This is a genomic window from Massilia sp. H6, assembly GCF_024802625.1.
Lineage (GTDB): Bacteria > Pseudomonadota > Gammaproteobacteria > Burkholderiales > Burkholderiaceae_D > Telluria.
Genome location: NZ_CP103371.1, coordinates 2,356,541 through 2,379,281 on the forward strand (window position 1 = coordinate 2,356,541; position 22,741 = coordinate 2,379,281).

A 22,741-nucleotide genomic window follows, 5' to 3' on the forward strand; every position below is an offset into this window, starting at 1 on the left:
GCACGCCAACGCTTCTTCTTGCGCTAGCGCAGCTGCTTGCGTTGCCAGGCGCTTTACGTTAGCGTGCTTGTTGCTTAGACAAGTGCGCCCGCATCTGCCATTGTCGCCGATTCTTGCAACTTAGCAAATTATTGCTTGCGTGTTCGCCATCAAATTGATGCTTACGTGCAACATCACGCCGAAAGACCCGTGGAATGACCGATTTCTCGACCCATGAAGTGCTCAATCAGGCCGCACCGTTCGCGGACATCAACCTGTTCGGGTGCGACCTTGCCTTGCGTGAAGCGCTCGAGCGCGAAGGGGCCGGCTGGGCCGCCGCGGGTCTCGATACGCTGGGCGCCGACCTGGGGCGGGCCGAGCTGCAGGAGCTGGCGCGCCTGGCCAATGCACACTCACCGCGCCTGAACAGCTACGACCGCGCCGGTAACCGGATCGACGAGATCGAGTTTCATCCCGCCTGGCACCGCTTGATGTCGCTGATGATCGGCGCCGGCGCGCATTCGCGTCCGTGGCAGGAGCCGCGCGCCGGCGCTCAGGTGGCGCGCGCGGCCCAGTACCTGTTGTTCGGCCAGGTGGAAAATGGCGCGCAGTGTCCGGTGACGATGACCTTTGCGTCGGTGCCGGCGCTGCGCCGCCACCCGGCGCTGGCAGCCCAATGGCTGCCCAAGATCCTGTCGAACGAGTACGACCCGCGCTCGCTGCCGGTGGCGCGCAAGCGCGGCGCCCTGATCGGGATGGGCATGACCGAAAAGCAGGGCGGCAGCGACGTGCGCGCCAATACGACCCGGGCCACGCCGATGCCGGCGCCAGAAGCGCACAGCCGCTTCGGGGCGGCGGGCGAGGGCGCCTGCCGCATTGTCGGCCACAAGTGGTTCTTCTCGGCGCCGCAGTCCGATGCCCACCTGATCCTGGCGCAGTTCGATGGGCAGGACAGTTCCGGACTCTCGTGCCTGTTCGTGCCGCGTTACCTGCCGGACGGCAGCCGCAATGCGATTCGCGTGCAGCGGCTCAAGGACAAGCTGGGCAACCGCTCCAACGCGTCATCGGAAGTCGAATTCGAGAACGCGGTCGGCTGGATGATCGGGGCGCCGGGCCGTGGCATCCCGACCATACTCGAAATGGGCGGGTATACCCGGCTCGACTGCGTGCTGGGGAGCGCGGGCATCATGCGCGCGGCGCTGTGCCATGCGCTGCAGCACGCGCGCGGGCGCAGCGCCTTCGGGCGGGTGCTCAGCGAGCAGCCGCTGATGCAGAACGTGCTGGCCGACCTGGCCCTCGAATCCGAGGCCGCGACCGCATTCGCGCTGCGCCTGGCACGCTGCTTCGATGCGCCCGACGATCCGTGCGAGGCGCTGCTCGGGCGGATTCTGGTGCCGGCCGGAAAATACTGGATCTGCAAGCGCGGCCCGGCCTTCGGCGCCGAGGCGATGGAAGTCATGGGCGGCAATGGCTATGTCGAGGATGGGCCGTTGGCGCGCATCTATCGCGAACTCCCGGTCAACTCGATCTGGGAGGGTTCCGGCAATGTGATGTGCCTGGACGTGCTGCGCGCGCTCGGCAAGTCGCTGCCGCAGGCGCGCGCGGCGCTGGCCCAGGAGTTGATGCCGGCCTATGGCCTCGACGCCCGCTTCGCCGACTATGCCGGGCGCCTGCTCGACGAGCTGCCGGCGCTGGTGGCCGACGAGGGCGGCGCGCGCAGGCTGGCCGAACGCCTGGTGCTGGCAGTACAGGGCGCGCTGCTGCTGCGCCATGCGCCCGGCTTCGTATCAAGTGCCTTTGTTGCATCGCGCATTGCCGTGGAGCCGGGCGGGGCCTTTGGCCGCTTGCCGGCGTCGAGCGACTGCGCGTCCATCCTGGCCCGCGCGCTGGCATGCTGACAATGCAGTTTCTTGTCTAAATGTGCAGAAAAAAAGGACAAACGGCGGCGCGGCTGGGATAATGCCGGTCTGCTGCTTCACACCTCATTGCGTTTGACACCGACCATGAAACAAGACCCGCGTTTTCCCAAGCTATTCATCCTCGACCACCCGCTCATCCAGCACAAGCTGTCGCACATGCGCGAGCACGATACCTCGACCCGCACCTTCCGCGAACTGCTGCGCGAAATCACGCTGCTGATGGGGTATGAGATCACGCGCGACCTGCCGCTGACCACGCGCCAGGTGCAGACCCCTTTGGTAACCATCGACGCGCCTGTCATCGCAGGCAAGAAACTGGCGATCGTGCCGATCCTGCGCGCCGGCATCGGCATGAGCGACGGCCTGCTCGAACTGGTGCCGTCGGCCCGCGTAGGCCATATCGGCGTCTACCGCGATCCGGAGACCCACGAGCCGGTCGAATACCTGGTGCGCCTGCCCGATACCAACGAGCGCACCTTCATCCTGTGCGACCCGATGGTCGCTACCGGCAATTCGGCAGTGCATGCGGTCGACGTGCTCAAGAAGCGCGGCGTGCCGAGCGAGCACGTGATGTTCCTGGCCCTGGTCGCGGCGCCCGAAGGCATCGAGGTATTCCAGAAGGCGCATCCGGACGTGAAGGTGTTTGTCGCCTCGCTCGACTCGCACCTGAACGAGCACGCTTATATCGTGCCGGGCCTGGGCGACGCGGGCGACCGTATCTTCGGCACCAAATGACGGCCCACATGGGCGCGGGTGCGCGATGAGGCAGGACGCCGACAAGGGCTTCTTCTCGCGGCTGGCTTCGTTCAACGACAGCTTTTCGAGCCGGCTGCCGGCCACGCTGGAACGGATCGGGGTGGTCGCTGCAGGACTCGATCCGCGCGCACCGGCGCCGGCCGCCGACGAATTGCAAGCGATGCTGCATACCGTGGCGGGCTCTGCAGCAACCTTCGGCTACCGCGGGCTCGGCCACCATGCGCGCGCCCTGGAGCAGCGCCTGCGCGTGCTGATGGCCTTCGATGCGGTGGCTGCCAGCGACTGGGCGATGTGGGTGGCAGAACTCGATGCCTTCGTCGAAGCCGGCCGGCGCGATCCGCGCGCACTCAATTAGTTACTGCATTAATTCGACCATAAGGTTAATGCTCTAACGCAACGATTCAATGCGCGGTCGTTTGATACCGCGCAAACTTACTCTCACTCATTGCCCTATATTTTATGTACTGCCGAATGCAAAAGACGCGCTGGTAAAAGTTGAAGTAAGGAATTTTTATCGAGATGCTTGCCAGCGCGAGAATTTTTATTTTGCGGACATGGGATTTATTTGTTTTTATTCGGTATAATACGGGATCGTTGGGTTGTAGGTAGTAGTGCAGTCTGTCTGTCATTCCTTTCTTGCTTCTTCAAACGATCTTAAACGGGCGCAAGCCCAACTTAACTGAAATAGGAAATTGTAATGGCAACTGGCATCGTAAAATGGTTCAATGATTCGAAGGGTTTTGGCTTCATCACCCCTGATGAAGGCGGCGAAGATCTGTTCGCTCACTTCTCGGCGATCCAAAGCAATGGCTTCAAGTCGCTGCAAGAGAACCAGCGTGTTTCGTTCGATGTGACCACTGGCCCTAAGGGCAAGCAGGCCGCGAACATTCAGCCGCTGTAATCGCTCTCCAGCGATAGCAAAAATCCCCGGACTGCCGGGGATTTTTTTCGTCTGGTGGTTTCTTGCCGCCGAGGCCGCTCGGCCGGCGGCCCCTGGCTGTCTTAGCGCACCTGCCAATAGTCCGGCTGTGCGTAATGCCGCCGCAAGAACTCCACGAAGACCCGGATCCGCAGTGGCAGGTGCTGCCGCTGCGCAAACACGGCGTGGATGTCGTTGCCCGGAGCGGCAAACCGGTCCAGTACCGTGCACAGTTCTCCGGCGGCGATCTGGGCGCCGACTTCCCACATCGAGCGCCACGCCAGGCCCTTGCCGGCCAGCGCCCAGGCGTGCAGCACCGCGCCGTCGTTGCACTGCATATTGCCGCCCACCTTGAGGACGACCGGTTTGCCATTGTCGAGAAAGGTCCAGCCGCGCTGGCTGCCGGCGCTGCTGATGGCCAGGCAGTTATGTTTCGCCAGGTCGGCCAGGTCGTGCGGCGTGCCGTGACGCTTCAGATAGGCGGGCGAGCCCACTACCACGCGCTGGTTGTCGGCCAGTTTCGCGCCGACCAGGTTCGAGTCGCTCAAACTGGCAATGCGGATCGCCACGTCGACGCCTTCGCCGAGCACGTCGACCAGGCGGTCGGTCAGGTTCAGGTTGACGGTGAGCTCGCGGTGCTCGGCCAGGAAGGAAGGTAGCAGCGGCGCCACGTGCTGGCGGCCAAAGCCGGCCGGGGCCGATACCAGCAGATGCCCGGTCGCGTTCGCGCTGCGCTCGGCCGCCGCGGCCTCGGCTTCCTCGAGCTCGGCCAGGATGCGCTGGCAATGCTCCAGAAAGGCTGCGCCTTCGTCGGTAAGTACTAGCCGGCGCGTGGTTCGCTGCAGCAGCTTGACCCCAAGCCGCGCTTCCAGCGCGTCGAGGCGGCGGCCGATCATGGCCGGCGCAATGCCTTCGGCGCGCGCCGCCGCCGACAGGCTGCCGCGCGCCACCACGTCGACGAAAGTCGATATCTGCCTGAATTTACCCATGGCGACTCCCAATCCATCCTGTAATCTGATACAAAAACACACAGATGTAGTGAGAAAATGTATCGTTTAGCTATCTGAAAGTGAATATACTGGATGACAAGACAAACGCCAAGCCGCGCTGCCCCCGGCATGGCGCGCACCGTTTCTACTTTCACTGGAGAATATGCAATGACGATCGCAATCCCTGCAGGCATGGAAATCACGGGCCCCATCAAACCCGGCTTCGAACAGGTCTTGACGCCGCAAGCGCTGGCATTGGTTGCGACGCTCTCGCGAGCTTTCGAGCCGCGCCGCCAGCAATTGCTGGCCGCGCGCACCGAGCGTGCGGCCCGGCTCGACGCGGGTGAGCGCCCGGACTTCTTGCCTGACACGGCGCACATTCGCGAAGGCGACTGGAAAATCGCGCCGATCCCGCAGGCACTCGCATGCCGCCGCGTGGAAATCACCGGCCCGGTCGAGCGCAAGATGGTCATCAACGCGCTGAACTCCGGCGCCGACAGCTACATGACCGATTTCGAAGATTCCAACACGCCCAACTGGGACAACCAGATCACCGGCCAGATCAACATGATCGACGCGGTGCGCCGCACCATTGCGCTGGAACAGAACGGCAAGAGCTATAAGCTCAACGACAAGGTAGCGACCCTGGTGGTGCGCCCGCGCGGCTGGCACCTGGACGAAAAGCACGTGCTGGTCGACGGCCAGCGCGTCTCTGGCGGCATCTTCGATTTCGCGCTGTTCATGGTGCACAACGCCAAGGAGCAGCTGGCACGCGGCGCCGGGCCCTACTTCTACCTGCCGAAGATGGAATCGCACCTGGAAGCGCGCTTGTGGAACGACATCTTCATCATGACCCAGGAAGAGCTGGGCCTGCCGCGCGGCACCATCAAGGCAACCGTGCTGATCGAGACCATCCTGGCCGCCTTCGAGATGGACGAGATCCTGTACGAGCTGCGCGAACACAGCGCGGGCCTGAACGCCGGCCGCTGGGACTATATCTTCTCGTGCATCAAGAAGTTCAAGCTCGATGCCGATTTCTGCCTGGCCGACCGCGCCAAGGTCACCATGACCGCGCCCTTCATGCGCGCCTATGCGCTGCTGCTGCTCAAGACCTGCCACAAGCGTGGTGCGCCGGCCATCGGCGGCATGGCGGCGCTGATTCCGATCAAGAATGACCCGGAAAAGAACGAGCTTGCGATGGGTGGCGTGCGCAACGACAAGGCGCGCGACGCCACCGACGGCTACGACGGCGGCTGGGTCGCGCACCCGGGCCTGGTCGAGCTGGCGATGACCGAGTTCACCAAAGTGCTGGGCGAGCGTCCGAACCAGATCGACAAGCAGCGCCCGGATATCGAAGTCAGCGCGGCAGACCTGCTCGACTTCAAGCCGGAAGCGCCGATTACCGAAGCCGGCCTGCGTTACAACATCAATGTCGGCATCCATTATCTGGGTGCCTGGCTGGCCGGCAATGGCTGCGTGCCGATCCATAACTTGATGGAAGATGCGGCCACCGCCGAGATCAGCCGTTCGCAGGTGTGGCAGTGGATCCGTTCGCCCAAGGGCGTGCTCGACGACGGCCGCAAGGTGAGCGCCGAGATGGTGCGTGCGATGATCCCGGAAGAGCTGGCGAAAGTGAAGCTCGACGCCGCCAATGGCGACAACCCGAGCTATGCGCGCGCGGCCGACATCTTCGAGCAGATGTCGACCTCGGAAACGTTTGCCGAATTCCTGACGCTGCCCCTGTACGAAGAAATCTAAGCGTTGTTGGAAGAGGGCGGCGGCGCCGTCCTCTCTAGGAAAATACGTTCTTCCATTGTCGCAAGGCGGCAAATGCCTCTAGCGGCGTCGCGCCGACCGGTAGCTTGCCAGCCTCCACCAGAGTGCGCACGATCCCCGGCTCGGTGTAGCGCAAAAAAGGATTGGTGCCTTTCTCCAGCCCGATTGTCGACGGTACCGTCGGCAGCCGCGTTCCGCGCCGGGCCGTGGCGTCTTGCATGCGCAAGGCCAGTCCTTCATTGCCGGGCTCGACCGCCTGCGCGAACCGCAGGTTCGCTACCGTATATTCGTGTGCGCAGTACACCAGCGTCTCGTCTGGCAGCGCGGCCAGCTTGGCGAGCGAGTCGGCCATTTGCCGTGGCGTGCCTTCGAACAGCCGCCCGCAGCCGCCCGCGAACAGGGTATCGCCGCAGAACAGCCAGTGTGCACCGGGCGTGCGGCGCACGTAGGCAATATGTCCGAGCGTGTGGCCCGGTACCTCCAGCACGTCGAGTTGCAGGTCGAGGCCGGCCACGTCGATGCGCTCGCCTTCGCCGAGGGCATGGCTGACCAGCTCGATGCCGTCGTTGCGCGGCCCGTAAACCGGCACCGGCCACTCGGCCAGCAGGCCAGGGACGCCGCCGATATGGTCAGCATGGTGATGGGTGAGTAAAATGGCGGTAAGCGACAGCTGGTGCGCGGCCAGCGCAGCGCGCACCGGTCCGGCATCGCCTGGGTCGACTACCGCCGCGTGGCGTCCATCGTGGATCAGCCACAGGTAGTTGTCGTTGAAGGCGGGGACGGTCAGTATCGACAGGGTAGGTGTCATAGGAAGTAAACCAAAGGGATGGCATGGACAGCGCGGTATCCGAGAAATCCATTATAGCGCTCGACAACTGGCTGCAATCGCCCGCCGGGGCATACGTGCGTGCGTTCGAACAGGCTTGCCTCGACGAACTCACGGCCGACATTTTCGGCTTTAATGCGCTGCAGATCGGCGTGCCCCAGCTCGATGCGCTGGCGGCCAACCGCATGCCCAACAAGTGGCAGGCCGCCACTCGCACCTCGAGCGACGACGAGCTGGCCTTTGCCGCCAACGGCAGGCAGGTGGCGGTGGCGCTCGATTTTGCCGAGCTACCGTTCGCCTCGCACAGCATCGACCTGGTGGTGCTTCCGCATGTGCTCGAGTTCGCTACCGAGCCGCACCAGGTATTGCGTGAAGTCGAGCGGGTCTTGATTCCTGAGGGGCAGGTGATCATTTGTGGCTTCAACCCGGCCAGCCTGTGGGGCATGCGCCAGGGCGTCGGCCGCGTGACCAATAACGGCTACCTGCCGGCCTCGGGCGAATTCATTTCTATGCCGCGCCTGAAAGACTGGCTAAAATTGCTCAATCTCGGCGTCACGCGCAGCCATTTCGGTTGCTACGCGCCGCCGTGCCGGACCGCGCACTGGCTAAGCCGGTTCGCCATGATGGAAACGGCTGGAGCGCGCTGGTGGCCCTACCTGGGCGCCGTGTACGTGGTCCACGCCATCAAGCGGGTCAAGGGCATGCACATCATCGGACCTGCATGGAACAAGAAAACAAGCAAGCGGCCGCAGGCAGTGCCGGCGGCGAACAGGGAATGAGCGACATGCACGACAACGAGACAAGCGCGAGCCAGGCCGCGCAGGGCACGACCAGGGTCGAGATCTTCACCGACGGCGCCTGCAAGGGCAATCCGGGCACCGGGGGCTGGGGCGCGCTGCTGGTGGCCGATGGCCACGAAAAGGAAATCTTCGGCGGCGAACCGAACACCACCAACAACCGCATGGAGTTGCGCGCCGTGATCGAGGCGCTGGGCGTGCTCAACCGGCCATGCGAGATCGTGCTGCATACCGACAGCCAGTACGTACAAAAAGGCATTTCGGAATGGATCCATGGCTGGAAGGCGCGCGGCTGGAAGACCGCCGCCAAGGAGCCGGTCAAGAACGACGACCTGTGGAAGGCGCTCGACCTGGCGCAGCAGCAGCACGCGGTGGAATGGCGCTGGGTGCGCGGCCATAACGGCCATCCGGGCAACGAACGGGCCGACGTGCTGGCCAACCGCGGCGCGGCCTCGGTGCGGCGCTAGGGCAGTTTTCGCAGGACGCGGCCTGTTATACTAGCGCCCGCCTGCAGCACCGTTCATCCACGCTTCATCTTTCCAGGTAACGCCCATGCGCCAGATTGTCCTCGATACCGAAACCACCGGCCTGAATCCCCGTACCGGCGATCGCGTCATCGAGGTTGGCTGCGTCGAGATCTTCAATCGCAAGCTGACCGGAAATAACTTCCACCGGTATATCAATCCAGAGCGCGACTCGGACGAAGCGGCGCTGGCTGTCCACGGCCTTACCACCGAATTCTTGCGCGACAAGCCGAAGTTCCACGAGATCGCCGAAGAACTGCGCGCGTTCGTGCAGGGCGCGCAAGTGATCATCCACAACGCACCGTTCGACCTCGGCTTTCTCAATGCCGAGTATGCGCGCCTGGGCCTGCCACCATTCAGCGGTTATTGCGCCGGCGTGATCGACACCCTGGTCCAGGCCAAGGAGCTGCACCCGGGCAAGCGCAATTCGCTCGACGCGCTGTGCGACCGCTACGAAGTGTCAAATGCCCACCGCAAGCTGCACGGCGCGCTGCTCGACTCGGAGCTGCTGGCCGATGTCTACCTGTCGATGACGCGTGGGCAAAATACGCTGACGATGGACGTCGCCAGCGAACACCATGCCGATGGCGGCCTGGTCGACGCTGGCCCCTTGGGCGAGATCATCGTGGTCGCGGCCAGCTCGGTAGAACTGGGCGAGCACGAGCAGGTTCTTGCCGGGCTCGACAAGAACGTGAAAGGCAGCTGCGTGTGGCGGAATTATTCCCCGCGGGGGTGACGGGCGCCTGATTCTGTGCCATAATACGCCTCGTTTTGGGAGGTTAGCTCAGGGGTAGAGCACTGCATTCACACTGCAGGGGTCGCAAGTTCGAAACTTGCACTTCCCACCAGAATTTTCGTCCGGATGTGTCCGCCGGACGCGCACAAAGCCAGCAGCGATGCTGGCTTTGTGCGTTAGCGAATCTAGCGAAGGTCGCAGGCATTGATAATTTTCAATAGTTAAGGCATAATACTCGCCATCGGGAGGTTAGCTCAGGGGTAGAGCACTGCATTCACACTGCAGGGGTCGCAAGTTCGAAACTTGCACTTCCCACCAAAATTCGCTGTAGATAAAAAGGCTTGCACCCACCGGTAGCAAGCCTTTTTTTCGCGCCTGCTCAGGGGCGGGTCTGCTCCGCGCGCAGCCAGCCGTACAGCACGGCCATCATGAATGGACCGACAAACAGGCCGATCACGCCCATGGTCGAGACGCCGCCCAGCAGGCCGAACAGCACAGCCAGGAAGGGCAGGTTGACCCGGCGTCCGATCAGCTTCGGCCGGATGAACTTGTCGACCATGAATAGCTCCACCGCGCCCCATACGAACAGGCCGAGCGCAGCGCCAGCATGGCCTTGTCCGAGCAGCAGCAGCGAGACCAACGTAAACGACAGTGGCGCCCCGCCCGGGATCAGGGCCAGGTAGCCGGTGATCACTCCCAGCAGCGCCGGAGCCGGAGCACCTGCAATCGCATACGCGACGCCCAGCACGATACCTTCCAGGATCGCGATCGAGCACAGGCCCAGCGCGGTGCCGCGCACCGACAGCGGCAGGATCCGGCGCAGGTTGGCGTAATGCTCGGGCAGCAGGCGGGCCCCGGCGCCATCCACATAGCGCACCACGGTGGGGCCGTGCAGGTAAAGGATGAACAGCGTGAGCAGGGTCAGGAACAGGTAGAGCGCATTGGCAAGGATGGTCGAGCCCCAGAAGCGCGCCGCCCCGGACAGGTGCGGCAAGACATCCCCGAGCGTGGTCTGGATCAAAGCATTGAGGCCACCCGGCACCGCCAGGTGTTCGTTCCACCAGGCGATCACGCGCTCGGATACCAATGGCACCTCGACCAGCCACAAGGGAGCGGCGACGCCGACTTCGTTGAGCCGCGCCAGCAGGCGCTGCACGCCCGCCAGTTCGTGGCCGAGCGCCTTGATCAGCAGCAGCGACGGGCCAAAGAAGCCAATGACCAGCATCAGCAGCAGCAGGCTGGCACTGGCCACGGGGGGCAAGCCGCGCGCCACCAGGCGGTCGCGCAGCGGCCAGGTGATCACCGCGAGCAGGCCGGCCCAGGCCAGCGAGCCAATGAAGTGTTGCAACAGAAAGCCCAGGGCGATGGCGAACGCCAGCGGCAAGACATAGGAGGAATAACGCATCTGACCCGGCCCGCGGTCAGTCGCGTCCGGGGGCGCCGTAGCGCCGTCCTGGGAATGCAAGTGTGCGGGCGAGCCTGGTCGCGTGGAGAAGTGCGGAGTGATTCATGATGCCCAAAGCGTGCCTGTCAACGATGCGTGGAAGGGGGCGCGGCGCGCCGCCCCCTGCAGCATAAAGCACTTGGCTCGTCCGGTAAAAGGGAAGATTACCGAAAGATCACTTCGAAAAAACAGAAAAGCGGCCGGAGCGGCGCATTTGCCGGCCCGCAAGCGTCAAGCGTGCAGGTCTTCATCCTTGAGCGTGCCGTTGGCGTACAGGCGCAGCAAGATGGCAACCGGCGGCGGAATCATCACGCCGGTCTCGAAACGGCTGCCGCTGGACTGGGTAACACCGAAGCGGCTCCAGAAGCGTTCCTGGCTTTCACGCTTGCGAATGCGCAGGCGGCGCAACTCATGCGGCGCGGATGGCCACGGCGCGGCCTGCTGCGGAGCGACCGCGAATTCCATGCCAAATTCTTCGTCCATTTGTTTGCCAGCCATTGCGACATCCTTCCGTTGTTCGATCAAGTTCTAACGCGCGCTGTGCGGTTCCATTCCGCGCTGCATGCGCTGCAGTAAAGACATGATCGTAATCAAAAAGATTGGGCGAATGTTCTCGAAATGTCACTGCCGAGTAATTCTTCTAACTTGCTATCGAGGCAAGAAAAACTGCTACTGGCAGGCCGCCAGCAGCGCGCAGCAGAAGATTTCGTCGCGTTTCATGGTTTTACTTTGATTCCAAACAATATTCTGGTGATAATGTTACATCTGCGAAATCCACCCCGCAGGCACGGCGAAGTCGGTTCCAGGGTCCGGCATGGCGGGCAAGTCCGGCATGCACGGAGCGCCGGGGCACGAACTGCCCCGGCGACATAATTAGAAGCCGTGGAACCACACTATTTCTTTGATTGGAGAACAAGCAGTGAGTCTTTTTAGAACCAAAAATCTCGACGCCATGCTGGCGACAGCCCAGAAGCCGGGCGGCCTCAAGAAGGTGCTCGGCCCGGTTGACCTTGTGCTCATGGGTATCGGGGCGATTGTCGGCACCGGTATCTTCGTGCTGACCGGCACCGGCGCCGTCACTGCAGGCCCGGCCTTGACCCTCTCCTTCATGATCGCGGCACTGGCTTGCGGCTTCGCCGCCCTGTGCTACGCCGAATTCGCATCGAGCGTGCCGGTGGCCGGTTCGATCTATACCTATAGCTATTTCACTCTCGGTGAGATCGTCGCCTGGATGATCGGCTGGGACCTGCTGCTCGAATACGGCCTGGCCACTTCCACCGTCGCGGTCGGCTGGTCCGGTTATTTCCAGTCCCTGCTTAAAGGCATAGGCGTGGTACTGCCGGAAGCGCTGCGCGCGGCGCCCGGCGCCCAGCCTGGCGTGGCAACGCTGTTCAACCTGCCAGCCTTCCTGATCATGATCCTGCTGACCTGGATGCTGTCGCTGGGGGTGCGCGAATCGGCCCGTATCAACAACGTCATGGTCTTGATCAAGACTGGCGTGGTGATCCTGTTCATCGTGGTCGGCGTCAACTACGTCAAGCCCGAGAACTGGCAGCCCTTCATGCCGTTCGGCTTTGGCAGCGTGATGAGCGCCGCTGCGCTGGTGTTCTTCGCCTTTATCGGTTTCGATGCCGTTACTTCGGCCGCCGAGGAAGTCAAGAACCCGTCGCGCGACCTGCCGATCGGCATCATCGGTTCGCTGGCGGTCTGCACCGTGCTGTATGTGATCGTGGCCTCGATCATGACCGGCATCGTGCCCTTCATGAATTTCAAGGGTGTCGACCATCCGGTCTCGCTGGCCCTGCAGTACGCCGGTCAGGACTGGGTCGCCGGCTTCGTCGACCTGGCCGCGATCCTGGGCATGAGCACCGTGATGCTGGTGATGGCCTACGGCCAGACCCGCATCCTGTTCGCCATGTCGCGCGACGGCCTGCTGCCGCGCAAGCTGTCGGAAGTACATCCGAAATACGGCACCCCGTTCTTCGCCACCTGGATGGTCGGCATCGTCTTCGGCCTGATCGCCGCGGTGGTCAAGCTCGAGGTGCTGGCCGAACTGGTCAATATCGGCACGCTGGCAGCCTTCACGCTGGTATCGGTGGCCGTGATCATCCTGCGCAAGAAGCGTCCCGACCTGCCACGCGCCTTCCGTTGTCCTGGCGTGCCAGTGGTTCCCGGGCTGGCGATCGTGTTCTGCCTGGCCTTGATGTCCTTCCTGAGCTGGCATACCTGGGTGGCCTTCGGCATCTGGCTTGTGCTCGGCCTGGTGGTGTATTTCGGCTACGCCCGCAAGCGCTCGCTGCTGAACGACACCGTGGCATAAATTCCAGCCATGTCTGCAGCCGCACCAGCGGCTGACCCGACGCCCGGCCAGCCTCGCTGCCCGGGCGTTTTTGTTGCTCCCACGTCCAGGGCAGGGCGGTGGCGATGTGCGATACTGGCGAATCTCATGCATTGAACTTTAAACAAGGTTTCGCCAGCTCTTCAATTGTTACTTTTGTAATCCCTCTCTTACATCGCAGCAGGCTGCCAACCGATTCTCGGCGGACAGTTCAGTCTGGATAATGGCGGTATCGTCGCACCAGACCATACAAATTTCCGAGAGACATGAACTCAATGCTGTCAGACGCCACGACCGTTGCCGACCCCGCCGACCTTGCCGACCCTGCCGCCGCCGCCGCCCCCGCGACCCGGGAGCGCGCCCGCGCGCTGTATTTCTCGCTCTACCACAACCCGCGTGCCACGCCGCAAGAGGCGCGCGCCTACGTTGCCGACCAGATCGCCGCGGTCCAGGCCCTGCCTGCCGATCTGCCGCCCACGCTGGCGCAGCTGCCGGCCTGGGTCGAGGAGCGCACCGACGCCGTCGGCCAGGAATACCGCGACTACCTTGCCGCGCGCAAGATTGGCGCGCCGCGCCGCTATTTTTCCTGCCGCTCGCACGCCCTCTACTTCATCAAGGCGGTGGCCCCGACCAAGCTGGTTGACGGCGCCTGGCTGTATGGCCTGCTCAAGCACTGGGACAATCCGGCCTACCATGGGCTGATCAAGACCTATATCGAAGAACTGGGCGAGGGCCTGCCCGACAAGAACCACGTCACGCTCTACCGCAAGCTGCTGGCGACCCATGGCTGCGACGGCTGGGAGGGCCTGGACGACGCGCATTTCGTGCAGGGCGCGCTGCAACTGGCGCTCGGCCACCATGCCGACCATTTCCTGCCCGAGGTGATTGGCTACAACCTCGGCTACGAGCAGTTGCCGCTGCACCTCTTGATCACGTCGTACGAACTCAACGAATTCGGCATCGACCCTTACTACTTCACGCTGCACGTCACGGTCGATAACGCCGCCAGCGGCCATGCGCAGAAAGCAGTGCAGGCGCTGACCGACCTGATGCCGCGCGTGGGCGACCGCGACGCCTTCTACCGGCGCGTGCTGGACGGCTACCGCCTGAACGACCTGGGCGCGAGCACCAATTCGGTGATCGCCGAATTCGACCTCGAGGACGAGCTGGTGCAACTTCTGGCCGCCAAGAGCAAGGTCGGCAAGAACATGCATTCGGATTACTGCCGCGTGGCCGGCCGTTCGGTCAACGACTGGCTGGCTACGCCGGCCCAGGTGCCGGACTTTCTGGCGGCGCTGGAAAAAGCCGGCTGGATCAAGCGCGGCGAAGACGTCGAGCACAGCCGCTTCTGGGGCCTGGTGAGCGGCGAGAAGGCCGAGATGTTCGGCGTCTTCAGCGCCTACGAACTGCAGGTGCTGCGCGACTGGATCACCACCACGCCCCAGGGCACCCGCGCCGAAGGGCCGCGCGTGATGACCTGGCGCGCGCGCCAGCGCACCCTCGACAACCTGGGCCAGCAGTGCGATCGCAGTGCCGCCTTTCCGGAGCGTGGCCTGATCCGCCGCCATCCGCGCCTGGAACAACCCGACAACGAGCTGCGCCTGCTCGAAGAGCAGGTCGCCGGCGCGGCCGGCAAGCAGCAGGCAATGGAGCTGCTGGGGGCCTTGATGTCGCCCGAGGTGCACCATACGGCCGCCGGCCTGATGGCTACCCGGATGTATACGCGCTTGTTCGATGCCTGAAGTGTCGCGGCGAGCGTCCTAAGTCGTGCGTACGTGCTTGATGCGGGCTGGTCTGTCGGCCGGCCTGCGCCCATAAATATTACAAGGATCTATTCGTGCAAATCCTGGAACAACGCTTCTTGCGCGGACCCAACGTCCACGCCGATACCCCTTGCCTGCTTAGCGTCGTCGACCTAGAAGGCCTGTATGGCCTGTCGTCGACCCAGCTCCCCGGCTTTAACGACGCCCTGCTGGCGGCGCTGCCTTCGCTGCACGGCCAGTTGCTCGCCACCGGCCAGCGCGGCGGCTTCGCCCAGCGCCTGCGCGAAGGCACCTACCTCGGGCGCGTGATCGAGCAGGTCATGCTCGATTTGCAGGATCAAGCCGGGGCGCCGGCGCCGGCCAATTATGGCCGTACCCGCCCCGTGATCGGGCACCCCGGCCAGTTCCGCATCGTCTGCGCGTATTCGCAGGAAAGGCTGGCGCAGCCGGCCTTCCAGCTGGCGGTCGACCTGGTCGAGGCGCTCGCCAACGCAGAAGCGTTCGACCTGGCCCCAGGCCTGGAAGCGCTGCGCACGATCGTCGCGCGCTACGCGATCGGCACCAGCACCGCGGCGGTACTGGCGGCGGCGCACGAGCGCGGCATCCCGACCCAGCGCGTGACCGACGACGCCAACCTGTTCCTGTTGGGCTGGGGGGCGCGCCAGAAACGCTTGCAGGCCACCACCACTGGCGAAACCAGCTTCATCGCGGTGAAGATCGCCAGCGACAAGCAGCTGACCAAGTCGCTGCTGGCCGAAGCCGGGGTGCCAGTGCCGGAAGGCTCGACCGTGACCAGCCTGGAACAGGCGCAGCGGGTGGCCGCGCGCATGGGTGCGCCGGTCACCCTCAAGCCGCTCGATGGCAACCAGGGCAAGGGCGTCACGGTCGACGTGCGCGACCCCGAGGGCGTGGCACGGGCCTTTGAATTTGCACGCCAGTTCGGCCGCCGCATCATTGTCGAGCGCTTCGTCGAGGGGCGCGACTACCGGGTGCTGGTGGCCAACGGCGCGGTAGCGGCTGCGTCCTGCCGCCGCCCGGCGCACGTCGTCGGTGACGGCATTGCCAGCATCCGCGCGCTGGTCGAGCGCGAGAACCGCAATCCGGCGCGTGGCGCCGGCCATGCCAATATCCTGACCAGGATCGCGCTGGACGAGCACGCGGCCGACATGCTGCGCAGGCAGGGGCTGGACGCCGACAGCGTGCTGCCGTTTGGCGTGCCAGCCGAGTTGCGTGGCAACGCCAACCTGTCCACCGGCGGCACCGCCGAGGACGTGACCGACCTGCTGCCGGAATCGACCCGCCTGCTGTGCGTGCGCGCCGCGGCCAAGATCGGACTGGACGTGGCTGGCATCGACATTGTCTGCCATGACATCGCACTGCCGCTCGACGCCCAGCGCGGAGCGGTCATCGAAGTCAATGCGGCGCCCGGTATCCGCATGCACCAGTATCCCAGCAGCGGCAGCGCGCGCGATGCCGGCGCCGCTATCGTGCAGGGCCTGATGGGCGACTCCGACGGGCGCATCCCGACGATCGCCATTACTGGTACCAACGGCAAGACCACCACCACGCTGCTGATCGGTCACACGGCGCGCATGGCGGGGATGGTGGCCGGCGTGACCACCACCGAAGGCGTGTTTATCGACGGTAAGCAGATCGCCAAGGGCGATTGCACCGGCTACTGGTCGGCGCGCACCGTGCTGGGTTCGCCCGATGTCGAGATCGCGGTGCTGGAAACGGCGCGCGGCGGCATCCTCAAGCGCGGCCTGGCCTTCGACCGCTGTGACGTCGGCGTGGTGCTCAATATCGCGGCCGACCACCTTGGGCTCGATGGCGTGGACACGATCGAAGACCTGGCCCAGGTCAAGGCCGTGATCGCCACTTCGGCCTCGAAGGCGGTGGTACTCAATGCCGAAGACCTGCTGTGCGTCGCGATGGGGCGGCGCGTCAAGCCAAATACCGAAATCGTTTATTTCTCGATGGACCCGGAAAACCCGACCCTGCTGCAGCACTTCGAAGAAGGCGGGCGCGGCGTCTATCTGCAAGATAACGCGGTGGTCGTGGCCGACGCCAACCTGCACCAGGAATTGCTGCGGGTCGAGAGCATGCCGGTCGCCTTTGGTGGCCGGGCACGCTTTAACATCGCCAACAGCCTGGCCGCGGCGGCCGCGCTGATGGCCGCCGGGTTCAGTAACCTGGAGATCGCCTCTGGCCTGTCCACCTTTGTCTCGAACGGGCGCACCAATCCGCTGCGCACCAATATGTTCGACATCCGCGGGGTCACCGTGATCGTCGACTACGCGCACAATCCGGCCGCCTACCGCGCGATGGCCGAAATGGCGCGCGCCTTGCTACCCGGCCAGCTGGTAGGCATCGTCACCGCGCCGGGCGATCGCCGCGACCAGGACCTGAAAGAAGTCGGGCGCGTCTGCGGCGAACGTTTCGACGAGCTGGTGGTGTACGAATCGCAAAGCCGCGGCCGTCCCATGGGCGAAGCCGTCGACCTGATCCTGCAAGGCGCGCAAGATGCGGCCGGCATCAGCGACACGCTGCACCGGGTGCTCGAGGTGGGTGATGCCATCCGTCACGGCCTGTCGCTGTGCCGTCCAGGCGACGTGCTGGTCTTCGCCTGCGGTTCGTCGCTGGAAGTGTTCGTCGAAGCCTTGCGGGTGAACGATCCGGAAAGTGCCGACCTGGTGGCCGCGCAGGTGTAGCAGGCCTTCAGCCGCGTAGCCGCAGGTCAGTCTTGCCTGACCTGCGGTGGCTTAAAACTCGAAGTTGATCCCCAGCGTCCAGGCGTCGGCCTTGGCGCCGGTCTTCTTGTCCTTGCCGAAGCGTTCGTATTCGGCGCTGATGGCCACGCCCGGCTTGATCGCATACTGCAGGCCGAAAGCGCCGTAGATGCCGGTGTCGGTGTCCTTGCGTACGCCGGGCATTCCAGAAACGCCAAGTTTGCGCTGATTGTGCGCCACGCCCAGTTTGCCGAAGGCCGACAGCGTTTCTGTGAGTGGGCGCATCAGGCGGGCGGCGACATAGGTGCCGAATCCGCCAAGGTCGATGGTGCGCGCGTCCGGCGCCGCCGTGGCTTTGCGCAGGTCGATATACCCGCCTTCGACCGCCAGGCTGTCGCTGAACGCGACCCCGCCAAATATCTTGGTTCCAACTTTCACCGAGCTACCGTGGCGCTCGCTCGCGCTGGCGCCCACGCCAGCGTAGGCTTTGGTCGGTGCGACCGGCGCGCTGGCCTGCGCGGCTTGGGCGGCGCCTGCCAGGGCGATACCGTAGCCGAAGGCGACAATGATTTTCTTCATTACTTTTCCATCCATCTTTTCTTGTGTGCTTGCCGCTACTTCAGTGTCTTATTTTGTTGCCAGTTGTAGGTTGGAATCAGGATACACGTGTGTCCAGCGCAATTTGTAACAAATTGCTAGTAGATACGCTTATAGATACATATGCATCTATAGGTTTAAGTAATACATAAGGAAAAAGCCCCACGCGGGGGCTTGATCGGGTCGGACGAGCAGGGCCTAGACGGCTTCGGCTTCGATCCTGCGCGCCAGTTCCGGCCGGGTCGGGCGCAGCGCCTCGGTCAGTTCCGAGATCGACGATCCGCAACCGAACACCAGCACGTCGCCTGGCCGGCATAGCGACAGGCCATGGCGAATCGCGCGGTGCACGTCGAGTTCGACCGTCAGCGCGTCGGCGGCGATGGCCAACCGCGCACCGCGTGCCAGCAGCGCCGCGGTCTCACCCTCAAACCGCCCGCGGTTCTCGGACTCATAAATCACCAGGTCGTCGAAGCCGGCCGCGCAGGTGCGGCCGATGTCGACCAGGTCGGCATCGCGCCGGTCGCCCGGCGCGGCCACCACGCCCACCAGCCGGCCGGCGCTCATGGCGCGCGCACTGTCGGCCAGGGCCGAGTAGGCGGCGCAATTATGGGCATAGTCGACGATCACGGTGACGCCGTCGACGTCGAACAGGTTCGAGCGCAGCGGATTGTTCTTGCTGTCGGAGACAAAGCTGCGCAGACCGTCCGCGATGTCGTCATTGCTCAGGCTGGACGCGCTCAGGGCGGCGGCCGCGGCCAGCGCGTTGGCGATGTTGTAGCGCGCCGCGCCGCCTAGCGCGACCGGCATCTGGCGCACGTCGAGCAGGGCTTCGTGGCGGGCGCCGTTGGCCAGCACCAGGGTGCTGTCCTGCAGGTAGACGCCGCGGCCACCTTGCCCGAGGTGGCGCAGCAGGGTTGGGTTATCGGGGTCGAGCGAGAAATACAGCACTTCCACGCCCTCGCGCAGCTTGCCGGCCATCGCCACGCAATAATCGTCGTCGGCGTTGAGCACCACCGCGCGGGTGGCGCGCCGGGCCACCACGGCCTTTACTTTTGCCAGATCGGCCAGGTTCTCGACGCCATCCAGGCCCAGGTGGTCGCTCGACACGTTCAGCACGACCGAGACGTCGCAGCGGTCGTAGGCCAGGCCGCGCTTGAGAATACCTCCGCGCGCCGTTTCCAGCACCGCGAACTCGACTCCCGGATCGGACAGGATGCTGCGCGCCGAATGATAGCCGGTGCAATCGCCCTTCATGGTGCGCTGACCATCGATGTACACGCCTTCGGTGGTCGTGACGCCGGTTCTAAGGCCAGCCATGCGGGTGGCATGCGCGATCAGCAAGGTGGTGGTGGTCTTGCCGTTGGTGCCAGTGACGGCAACCGTGGGAATGCGGCCGTCGCAGTCGCCGAACAGGGCCTCGACGATGGCGTCGCCGGCGTCGCGCGCGGCGCCGCGGCTTGGGTATTGGTGCATGCGGATGCCGGGCGCCGCGTTGACCTCGATGATGCCGCCGCGCTGGCCGCGCAGTGGCTGCGAGATGTCCTGGCAAACAATGTCGATACCGGCGATGTCCAGGCCGATGGTGCGCGCGGCGCGGATGCACAGGTCGCGGGTTTCCTCCGGCAGCAGGTCGGTCACGTCTTCAGCGGTGCCGCCGGTGGACAGGTTGGCATTGCCGCGCAGGTCGGCGCCGACGCCGGCCGGCAGCACGGTGTCGAGATCGTAGCCCTGCTTGGCGAGCGTCTCTTCGGCCAGCGCGTCCATCGGAATCCTGGTCAGGATATTGGCGTGCCCTTCGCCGCGCGCGGGATTGCGGTTTTCGAGTTCGACCAGCTCGCGGATGCTCGAGCGACCGTCACCGAGCACGCCGGGCGGGCGCCGCCACGAGGCCGCGGCCACCTTGCGGCCGGTCACCAGCACGCGGTAGTCGCGGCCGGCCAGGTGTTCTTCGACAATGATGCGGCGCCCGTAACGGCGCGCATGCTCGAAGGCGCGCGCCACCTCGTCGGGGGTGGCGCAATTGGTGGTCACGCCCTTGCCCTGGTTGCCGTCGAGCGGCTTGATGGTGACCGGGCGCGCCAGGCGCAGGGCCACGCGCTGCGCATCCTCGACCGTGTTCACGGTCGAGCCGCCCGGCACCGGCACGCCGACGCCGTCGAGCAGGGCCTTGGTCAGCTGCTTGTCGCTGGCAATGCCGACCGCGATCGCGTTGGTGGCGCCGGTGACGGTTGCCTGCAAGCGCTTCTGGCGGCTGCCCCAGCCGAGCTGGAACAGGTTGGCGTCGGCGGTCAAGCGTTGGACCGGGATGCCGCGCCGCAGCGCCGCCTGCACCACCGCGCCGGTGCTGGTGCCAATGGCGTGGTCCTGGGCGAGCTCGCGCAAGCGCTCGACCGTGGCGCCCAAGCCCGGGTCGCGTCCGGTGGCCACGGCGTCGACCAGGTCGAGCGCGCAGCGCAGCGCCGCTTCGGCGACCTGCTCGATGGTGTAGCCGCATACGATGCGGCGCGATTCCACAGGTGGCTGCCCCGCATTGTGCGCAGCCACCGGCACGGTGGTACTGAAACTGCCAGCGGCGCCGGCCAGGCGCTGCAGTTCCATCAGCACCGGTTCGACCGCGTCGACCAGCGGGGCGTCGTCGGCCAGGCGCACGGCGGCGTCTGGCGCCAGTGCCGGCAGCAGCGCGTACAGGCGGCTGGCGAAGCCGGGCACCTTGGTAGCGTTATCTTCGATGACTGCCATCAGGCAGGGGCTGTCGGCGTACAGGTGGGGGCCGCGCAGCAGGCGTTTTTCCTTGAGTTTCATTGAATGGGCGTCCGTTTTGTGATTATTTCCAGCATGTCGATCAAAGGCAGGGGCAGTCGGTTCGAGGCCGGGTCGTCGCTGCCGGGCAGCGCATACTTGCTGCCGGCCGGCAGCAGGTGCAGTCGTACGTCGATCAGTTCGGGGGTGGCGCGGTCCTTGATGTCGGCCACATTGGTGGTCATGGAGCGTCCGTCCACGATGGTCACGGCGCCCTGGCCCAGCACTTCGATGCCGACCCCGCGTTCGATGACCAGGGCGGTGTCTTCGTCGATGCCGATCCCCTGCAGGTAAGGGTTCTGGGCCACCACCGACAACAGGCGCGACAGGCGCTGGCGCTCCGAGAAGTGCTGGTCGATCACCACCCGGTGCAGGAAACCGAGGCCGGCGCCGAGGCTGACCGATCCTTTCTCGGGATGCAGTTCGACCCGGCCCTGGGCCAGCATGTGGCCAGACATCGCCGAAGCCCCGGCACTGGTGCCGCCGATGGTGGCGCCGCGCAGCTTGAGCGCGATATGCATCTCGGCATCGAGCGCGGTGCCGCCGATCAGCGCCAGCAGGCGCTTCTGGTCGCCGCCGGTCATGAAGATGCCGTCTGCCTCGGCCACCTGGGCTACGAATTGCGCGCTGTTGGCATCTTGCCTGCTGGTCAGCTCGAGATGGCTGTGGCGGCTCACGCCCAGCATGCCAAAGGCGCTGTCATAGACCTGCCACATCTCGTCGGCGACCGTGCTGGCCGCGGTAATCACGACGATTTTCGCGCCGCTACCACCGCACAGTTCCACGAAGCGCGACAGGATGGCCATGTCGTGCTTGCGGTCCTCGTGGCCACCGATAATCACGAGGTGGCCGTTTCTTGCTGGTGCTGGTTCGCTCATCGCTGTGTCATCCTTGAAGTTGGCATGGTTCGGTTGCTGCAGGATCCGGCTTCGTGGCGGCTCACGGCGATCAGCCCGATGGTGATATCCGGGTCGAACAGCTCGACGCCGCGCCGCAGGGCGTCCTGCAAGGGCATGCCGCCGGCGATCCAGCCGTAGACGGTGTGCGCCAGCAGGTGACGCACGATATGCTCGCCGATGCCGCTGGCCGCTACCGCGCCTTCCGGCCCGGCATAGAAGCCGCTGCCGATGATCGGGCCGTCGCCGACCCGGCCCAGCAGCGAAGGCGCCGAGCCGCCGGTCGAGCAGGCCACCGCGAAATGGCCATCGGGCCCGCGCACTACCGCGCCGACCGTGTCGCAGGCGGTACCGGGCGGCAGCTGCAGCGGGGTCTTGTAATTCCAGAAGCGCTCGAACAGCTGGTTCGTCACGCCCGGCATGACCGGCACCGAGCCGGCCAGTTCTGTCATCAGCTTGCGGTGCGCCGCGCGCTGGTGATCCGACGCCGGTGCGCTGTCGGCCATGCCGATGGTGCGGGCAAAGCGCTGGGCGCCTTCGCCGGCGAGCAGCCAGTGCGGCGTGTCGGCGATGGCGCGTGCCAGGCGCACCGGGTTCTTTACCGAGCGCACGCAGGCGACCGCACCCAGGCGGCCACGGGTATCCATGATCGACGCGTCCATTTCGATGGTCGCGCCGTCCAGGCAAAGCACCGAGCCGCTGCCGGCATTGAAGCGGCCGTCGTCTTCGAGTGCGGTCACGGCGGAGATGGCGGCATCGAGCGCATCGCCATTGGCTTCGAGTTGCGCCAGCGCGCGCCGGGCGGCCAGTACGCAGCCGTCCTCATGGTCGAGCGAAGCGCCGGCGCCGCCATGAACTACGACGGTGCCAGCCGTTGGGGGGATGCTCATCTGGTCGGTATTCCAAGGGTAAGGTGTTGCAGCGTGACAAATGTTGTCATGCAGTCAATGCGGC

General features: G+C 64.8%; 19 protein-coding genes and 2 tRNA genes. 13 read left to right on the forward strand and 8 right to left on the reverse strand.

The features are described 5' to 3' along the window. The first annotated feature begins 194 nt into the window (after positions 1 to 194). The 4 genes from NRS07_RS10535 to NRS07_RS10550 all read left to right on the forward strand — a co-directional run bounded on the left by NRS07_RS10535 (position 195) and on the right by NRS07_RS10550 (position 3,555). The gene (locus NRS07_RS10535; RefSeq protein ID WP_259206162.1) at positions 195 to 1,877 is read left to right on the forward strand and encodes an isovaleryl-CoA dehydrogenase; all 1,683 of its coding nucleotides are present in this window, start codon (positions 195 to 197) and stop codon (positions 1,875 to 1,877) included. 105 nt (positions 1,878 to 1,982) lie between these two features. Then, entirely contained in the window at positions 1,983 to 2,633 is a 651-nt protein-coding gene (gene upp / locus NRS07_RS10540; protein WP_259206165.1) for a uracil phosphoribosyltransferase, read from the forward strand. Between the two features lie 25 nt (positions 2,634 to 2,658). After that, positions 2,659 to 3,009 (forward strand): Hpt domain-containing protein, encoded by a 351-nt coding sequence (locus NRS07_RS10545; protein ID WP_259206173.1) that lies wholly within the window; start codon positions 2,659 to 2,661, stop codon positions 3,007 to 3,009. Positions 3,010 to 3,351: 342 nt separating this feature from the next. Further along, the gene (locus tag NRS07_RS10550) at positions 3,352 to 3,555 is read left to right on the forward strand and encodes a cold-shock protein (protein ID WP_027867533.1); all 204 of its coding nucleotides are present in this window, start codon (positions 3,352 to 3,354) and stop codon (positions 3,553 to 3,555) included. 101 nt (positions 3,556 to 3,656) lie between these two features. Here the strand turns inward: NRS07_RS10550 and NRS07_RS10555 are convergent, their stop codons facing one another. Then, positions 3,657 to 4,562 carry a LysR family transcriptional regulator gene (locus NRS07_RS10555; protein WP_259206177.1) on the reverse strand — a complete coding sequence of 302 codons (906 nt, stop codon included), beginning with the start codon at positions 4,560 to 4,562 and terminating at the stop codon, positions 3,657 to 3,659. 168 nt (positions 4,563 to 4,730) lie between these two features. Here NRS07_RS10555 and aceB point away from each other — a divergent pair, with 168 nt between their 5' ends. Then, entirely contained in the window at positions 4,731 to 6,320 is a 1,590-nt protein-coding gene (gene aceB / locus NRS07_RS10560) for a malate synthase A (protein WP_259206178.1), read from the forward strand. Positions 6,321 to 6,354: 34 nt separating this feature from the next. Here aceB and gloB read toward each other — a convergent pair whose 3' ends face one another. Beyond that, positions 6,355 to 7,146, reverse strand: coding sequence for a hydroxyacylglutathione hydrolase (gloB, locus tag NRS07_RS10565; protein WP_259206203.1), 792 nt, complete (start codon positions 7,144 to 7,146; stop codon positions 6,355 to 6,357). Positions 7,147 to 7,169: 23 nt separating this feature from the next. On the opposite strand from gloB, the gene NRS07_RS10570 reads away from it, so the two are divergent. The 5 genes from NRS07_RS10570 to NRS07_RS10590 all read left to right on the forward strand — a co-directional run bounded on the left by NRS07_RS10570 (position 7,170) and on the right by NRS07_RS10590 (position 9,539). Further along, a complete protein-coding gene (locus tag NRS07_RS10570) occupies positions 7,170 to 7,943 on the forward strand; it encodes a class I SAM-dependent methyltransferase (RefSeq protein ID WP_259206205.1) in 774 nt (257 codons plus the stop codon). After that, positions 7,940 to 8,428, forward strand: coding sequence for a ribonuclease HI (gene rnhA / locus NRS07_RS10575; RefSeq protein WP_259206208.1), 489 nt, complete (start codon positions 7,940 to 7,942; stop codon positions 8,426 to 8,428). The genes NRS07_RS10570 and rnhA overlap by 4 nt, the downstream gene beginning before the upstream one ends. Before the next feature lie 85 nt (positions 8,429 to 8,513). Next, a complete protein-coding gene (dnaQ, locus tag NRS07_RS10580) occupies positions 8,514 to 9,221 on the forward strand; it encodes a DNA polymerase III subunit epsilon (protein ID WP_259206212.1) in 708 nt (235 codons plus the stop codon). Between the two features lie 37 nt (positions 9,222 to 9,258). Next, positions 9,259 to 9,333, forward strand: a tRNA-Val gene (locus tag NRS07_RS10585). 131 nt (positions 9,334 to 9,464) lie between these two features. Beyond that, positions 9,465 to 9,539, forward strand: a tRNA-Val gene (locus tag NRS07_RS10590). 61 nt (positions 9,540 to 9,600) lie between these two features. Here the strand turns inward: NRS07_RS10590 and NRS07_RS10595 are convergent. After that, positions 9,601 to 10,626 (reverse strand): AI-2E family transporter, encoded by a 1,026-nt coding sequence (locus tag NRS07_RS10595; RefSeq protein ID WP_259206215.1) that lies wholly within the window; start codon positions 10,624 to 10,626, stop codon positions 9,601 to 9,603. Positions 10,627 to 10,896: 270 nt separating this feature from the next. After that, complete coding sequence (locus NRS07_RS10600) at positions 10,897 to 11,130, reverse strand: DNA-binding transcriptional regulator (protein ID WP_259213155.1); 234 nt, start codon at positions 11,128 to 11,130, stop codon at positions 10,897 to 10,899. Positions 11,131 to 11,584: 454 nt separating this feature from the next. Between NRS07_RS10600 and NRS07_RS10605 the strand changes: the two genes are divergently transcribed. The 3 genes from NRS07_RS10605 to cphA (NRS07_RS10615) all read left to right on the forward strand — a co-directional run bounded on the left by NRS07_RS10605 (position 11,585) and on the right by cphA (NRS07_RS10615) (position 17,477). After that, complete coding sequence (locus NRS07_RS10605) at positions 11,585 to 12,985, forward strand: amino acid permease (protein WP_307729887.1); 1,401 nt, start codon at positions 11,585 to 11,587, stop codon at positions 12,983 to 12,985. A gap of 284 nt (positions 12,986 to 13,269) precedes the next feature. After that, on the forward strand, positions 13,270 to 14,745 hold the full coding sequence (locus NRS07_RS10610; RefSeq protein WP_259206217.1) for an iron-containing redox enzyme family protein: 1,476 nt from the start codon (positions 13,270 to 13,272) through the stop codon (positions 14,743 to 14,745). A gap of 95 nt (positions 14,746 to 14,840) precedes the next feature. After that, positions 14,841 to 17,477 carry a cyanophycin synthetase gene (gene cphA, locus NRS07_RS10615; RefSeq protein WP_259206241.1) on the forward strand — a complete coding sequence of 879 codons (2,637 nt, stop codon included), beginning with the start codon at positions 14,841 to 14,843 and terminating at the stop codon, positions 17,475 to 17,477. Between the two features lie 51 nt (positions 17,478 to 17,528). Here cphA (NRS07_RS10615) and NRS07_RS10620 read toward each other — a convergent pair whose 3' ends face one another. The 4 genes from NRS07_RS10620 to NRS07_RS10635 form a co-directional block, all read right to left on the reverse strand. Beyond that, entirely contained in the window at positions 17,529 to 18,074 is a 546-nt protein-coding gene (locus NRS07_RS10620) for an outer membrane beta-barrel protein (RefSeq protein ID WP_259206251.1), read from the reverse strand. 216 nt (positions 18,075 to 18,290) lie between these two features. Beyond that, a complete protein-coding gene (gene cphA / locus NRS07_RS10625) occupies positions 18,291 to 20,894 on the reverse strand; it encodes a cyanophycin synthetase (protein ID WP_259206258.1) in 2,604 nt (867 codons plus the stop codon). Beyond that, the gene (locus tag NRS07_RS10630; RefSeq protein ID WP_259206261.1) at positions 20,891 to 21,769 is read right to left on the reverse strand and encodes a cyanophycinase; all 879 of its coding nucleotides are present in this window, start codon (positions 21,767 to 21,769) and stop codon (positions 20,891 to 20,893) included. Before NRS07_RS10630 ends, cphA (NRS07_RS10625) begins: the two co-directional genes overlap by 4 nt. Then, a complete protein-coding gene (locus NRS07_RS10635; RefSeq protein ID WP_259206265.1) occupies positions 21,766 to 22,677 on the reverse strand; it encodes an isoaspartyl peptidase/L-asparaginase in 912 nt (303 codons plus the stop codon). Before NRS07_RS10635 ends, NRS07_RS10630 begins: the two co-directional genes overlap by 4 nt. Positions 22,678 to 22,741: the final 64 nt, after the last annotated feature.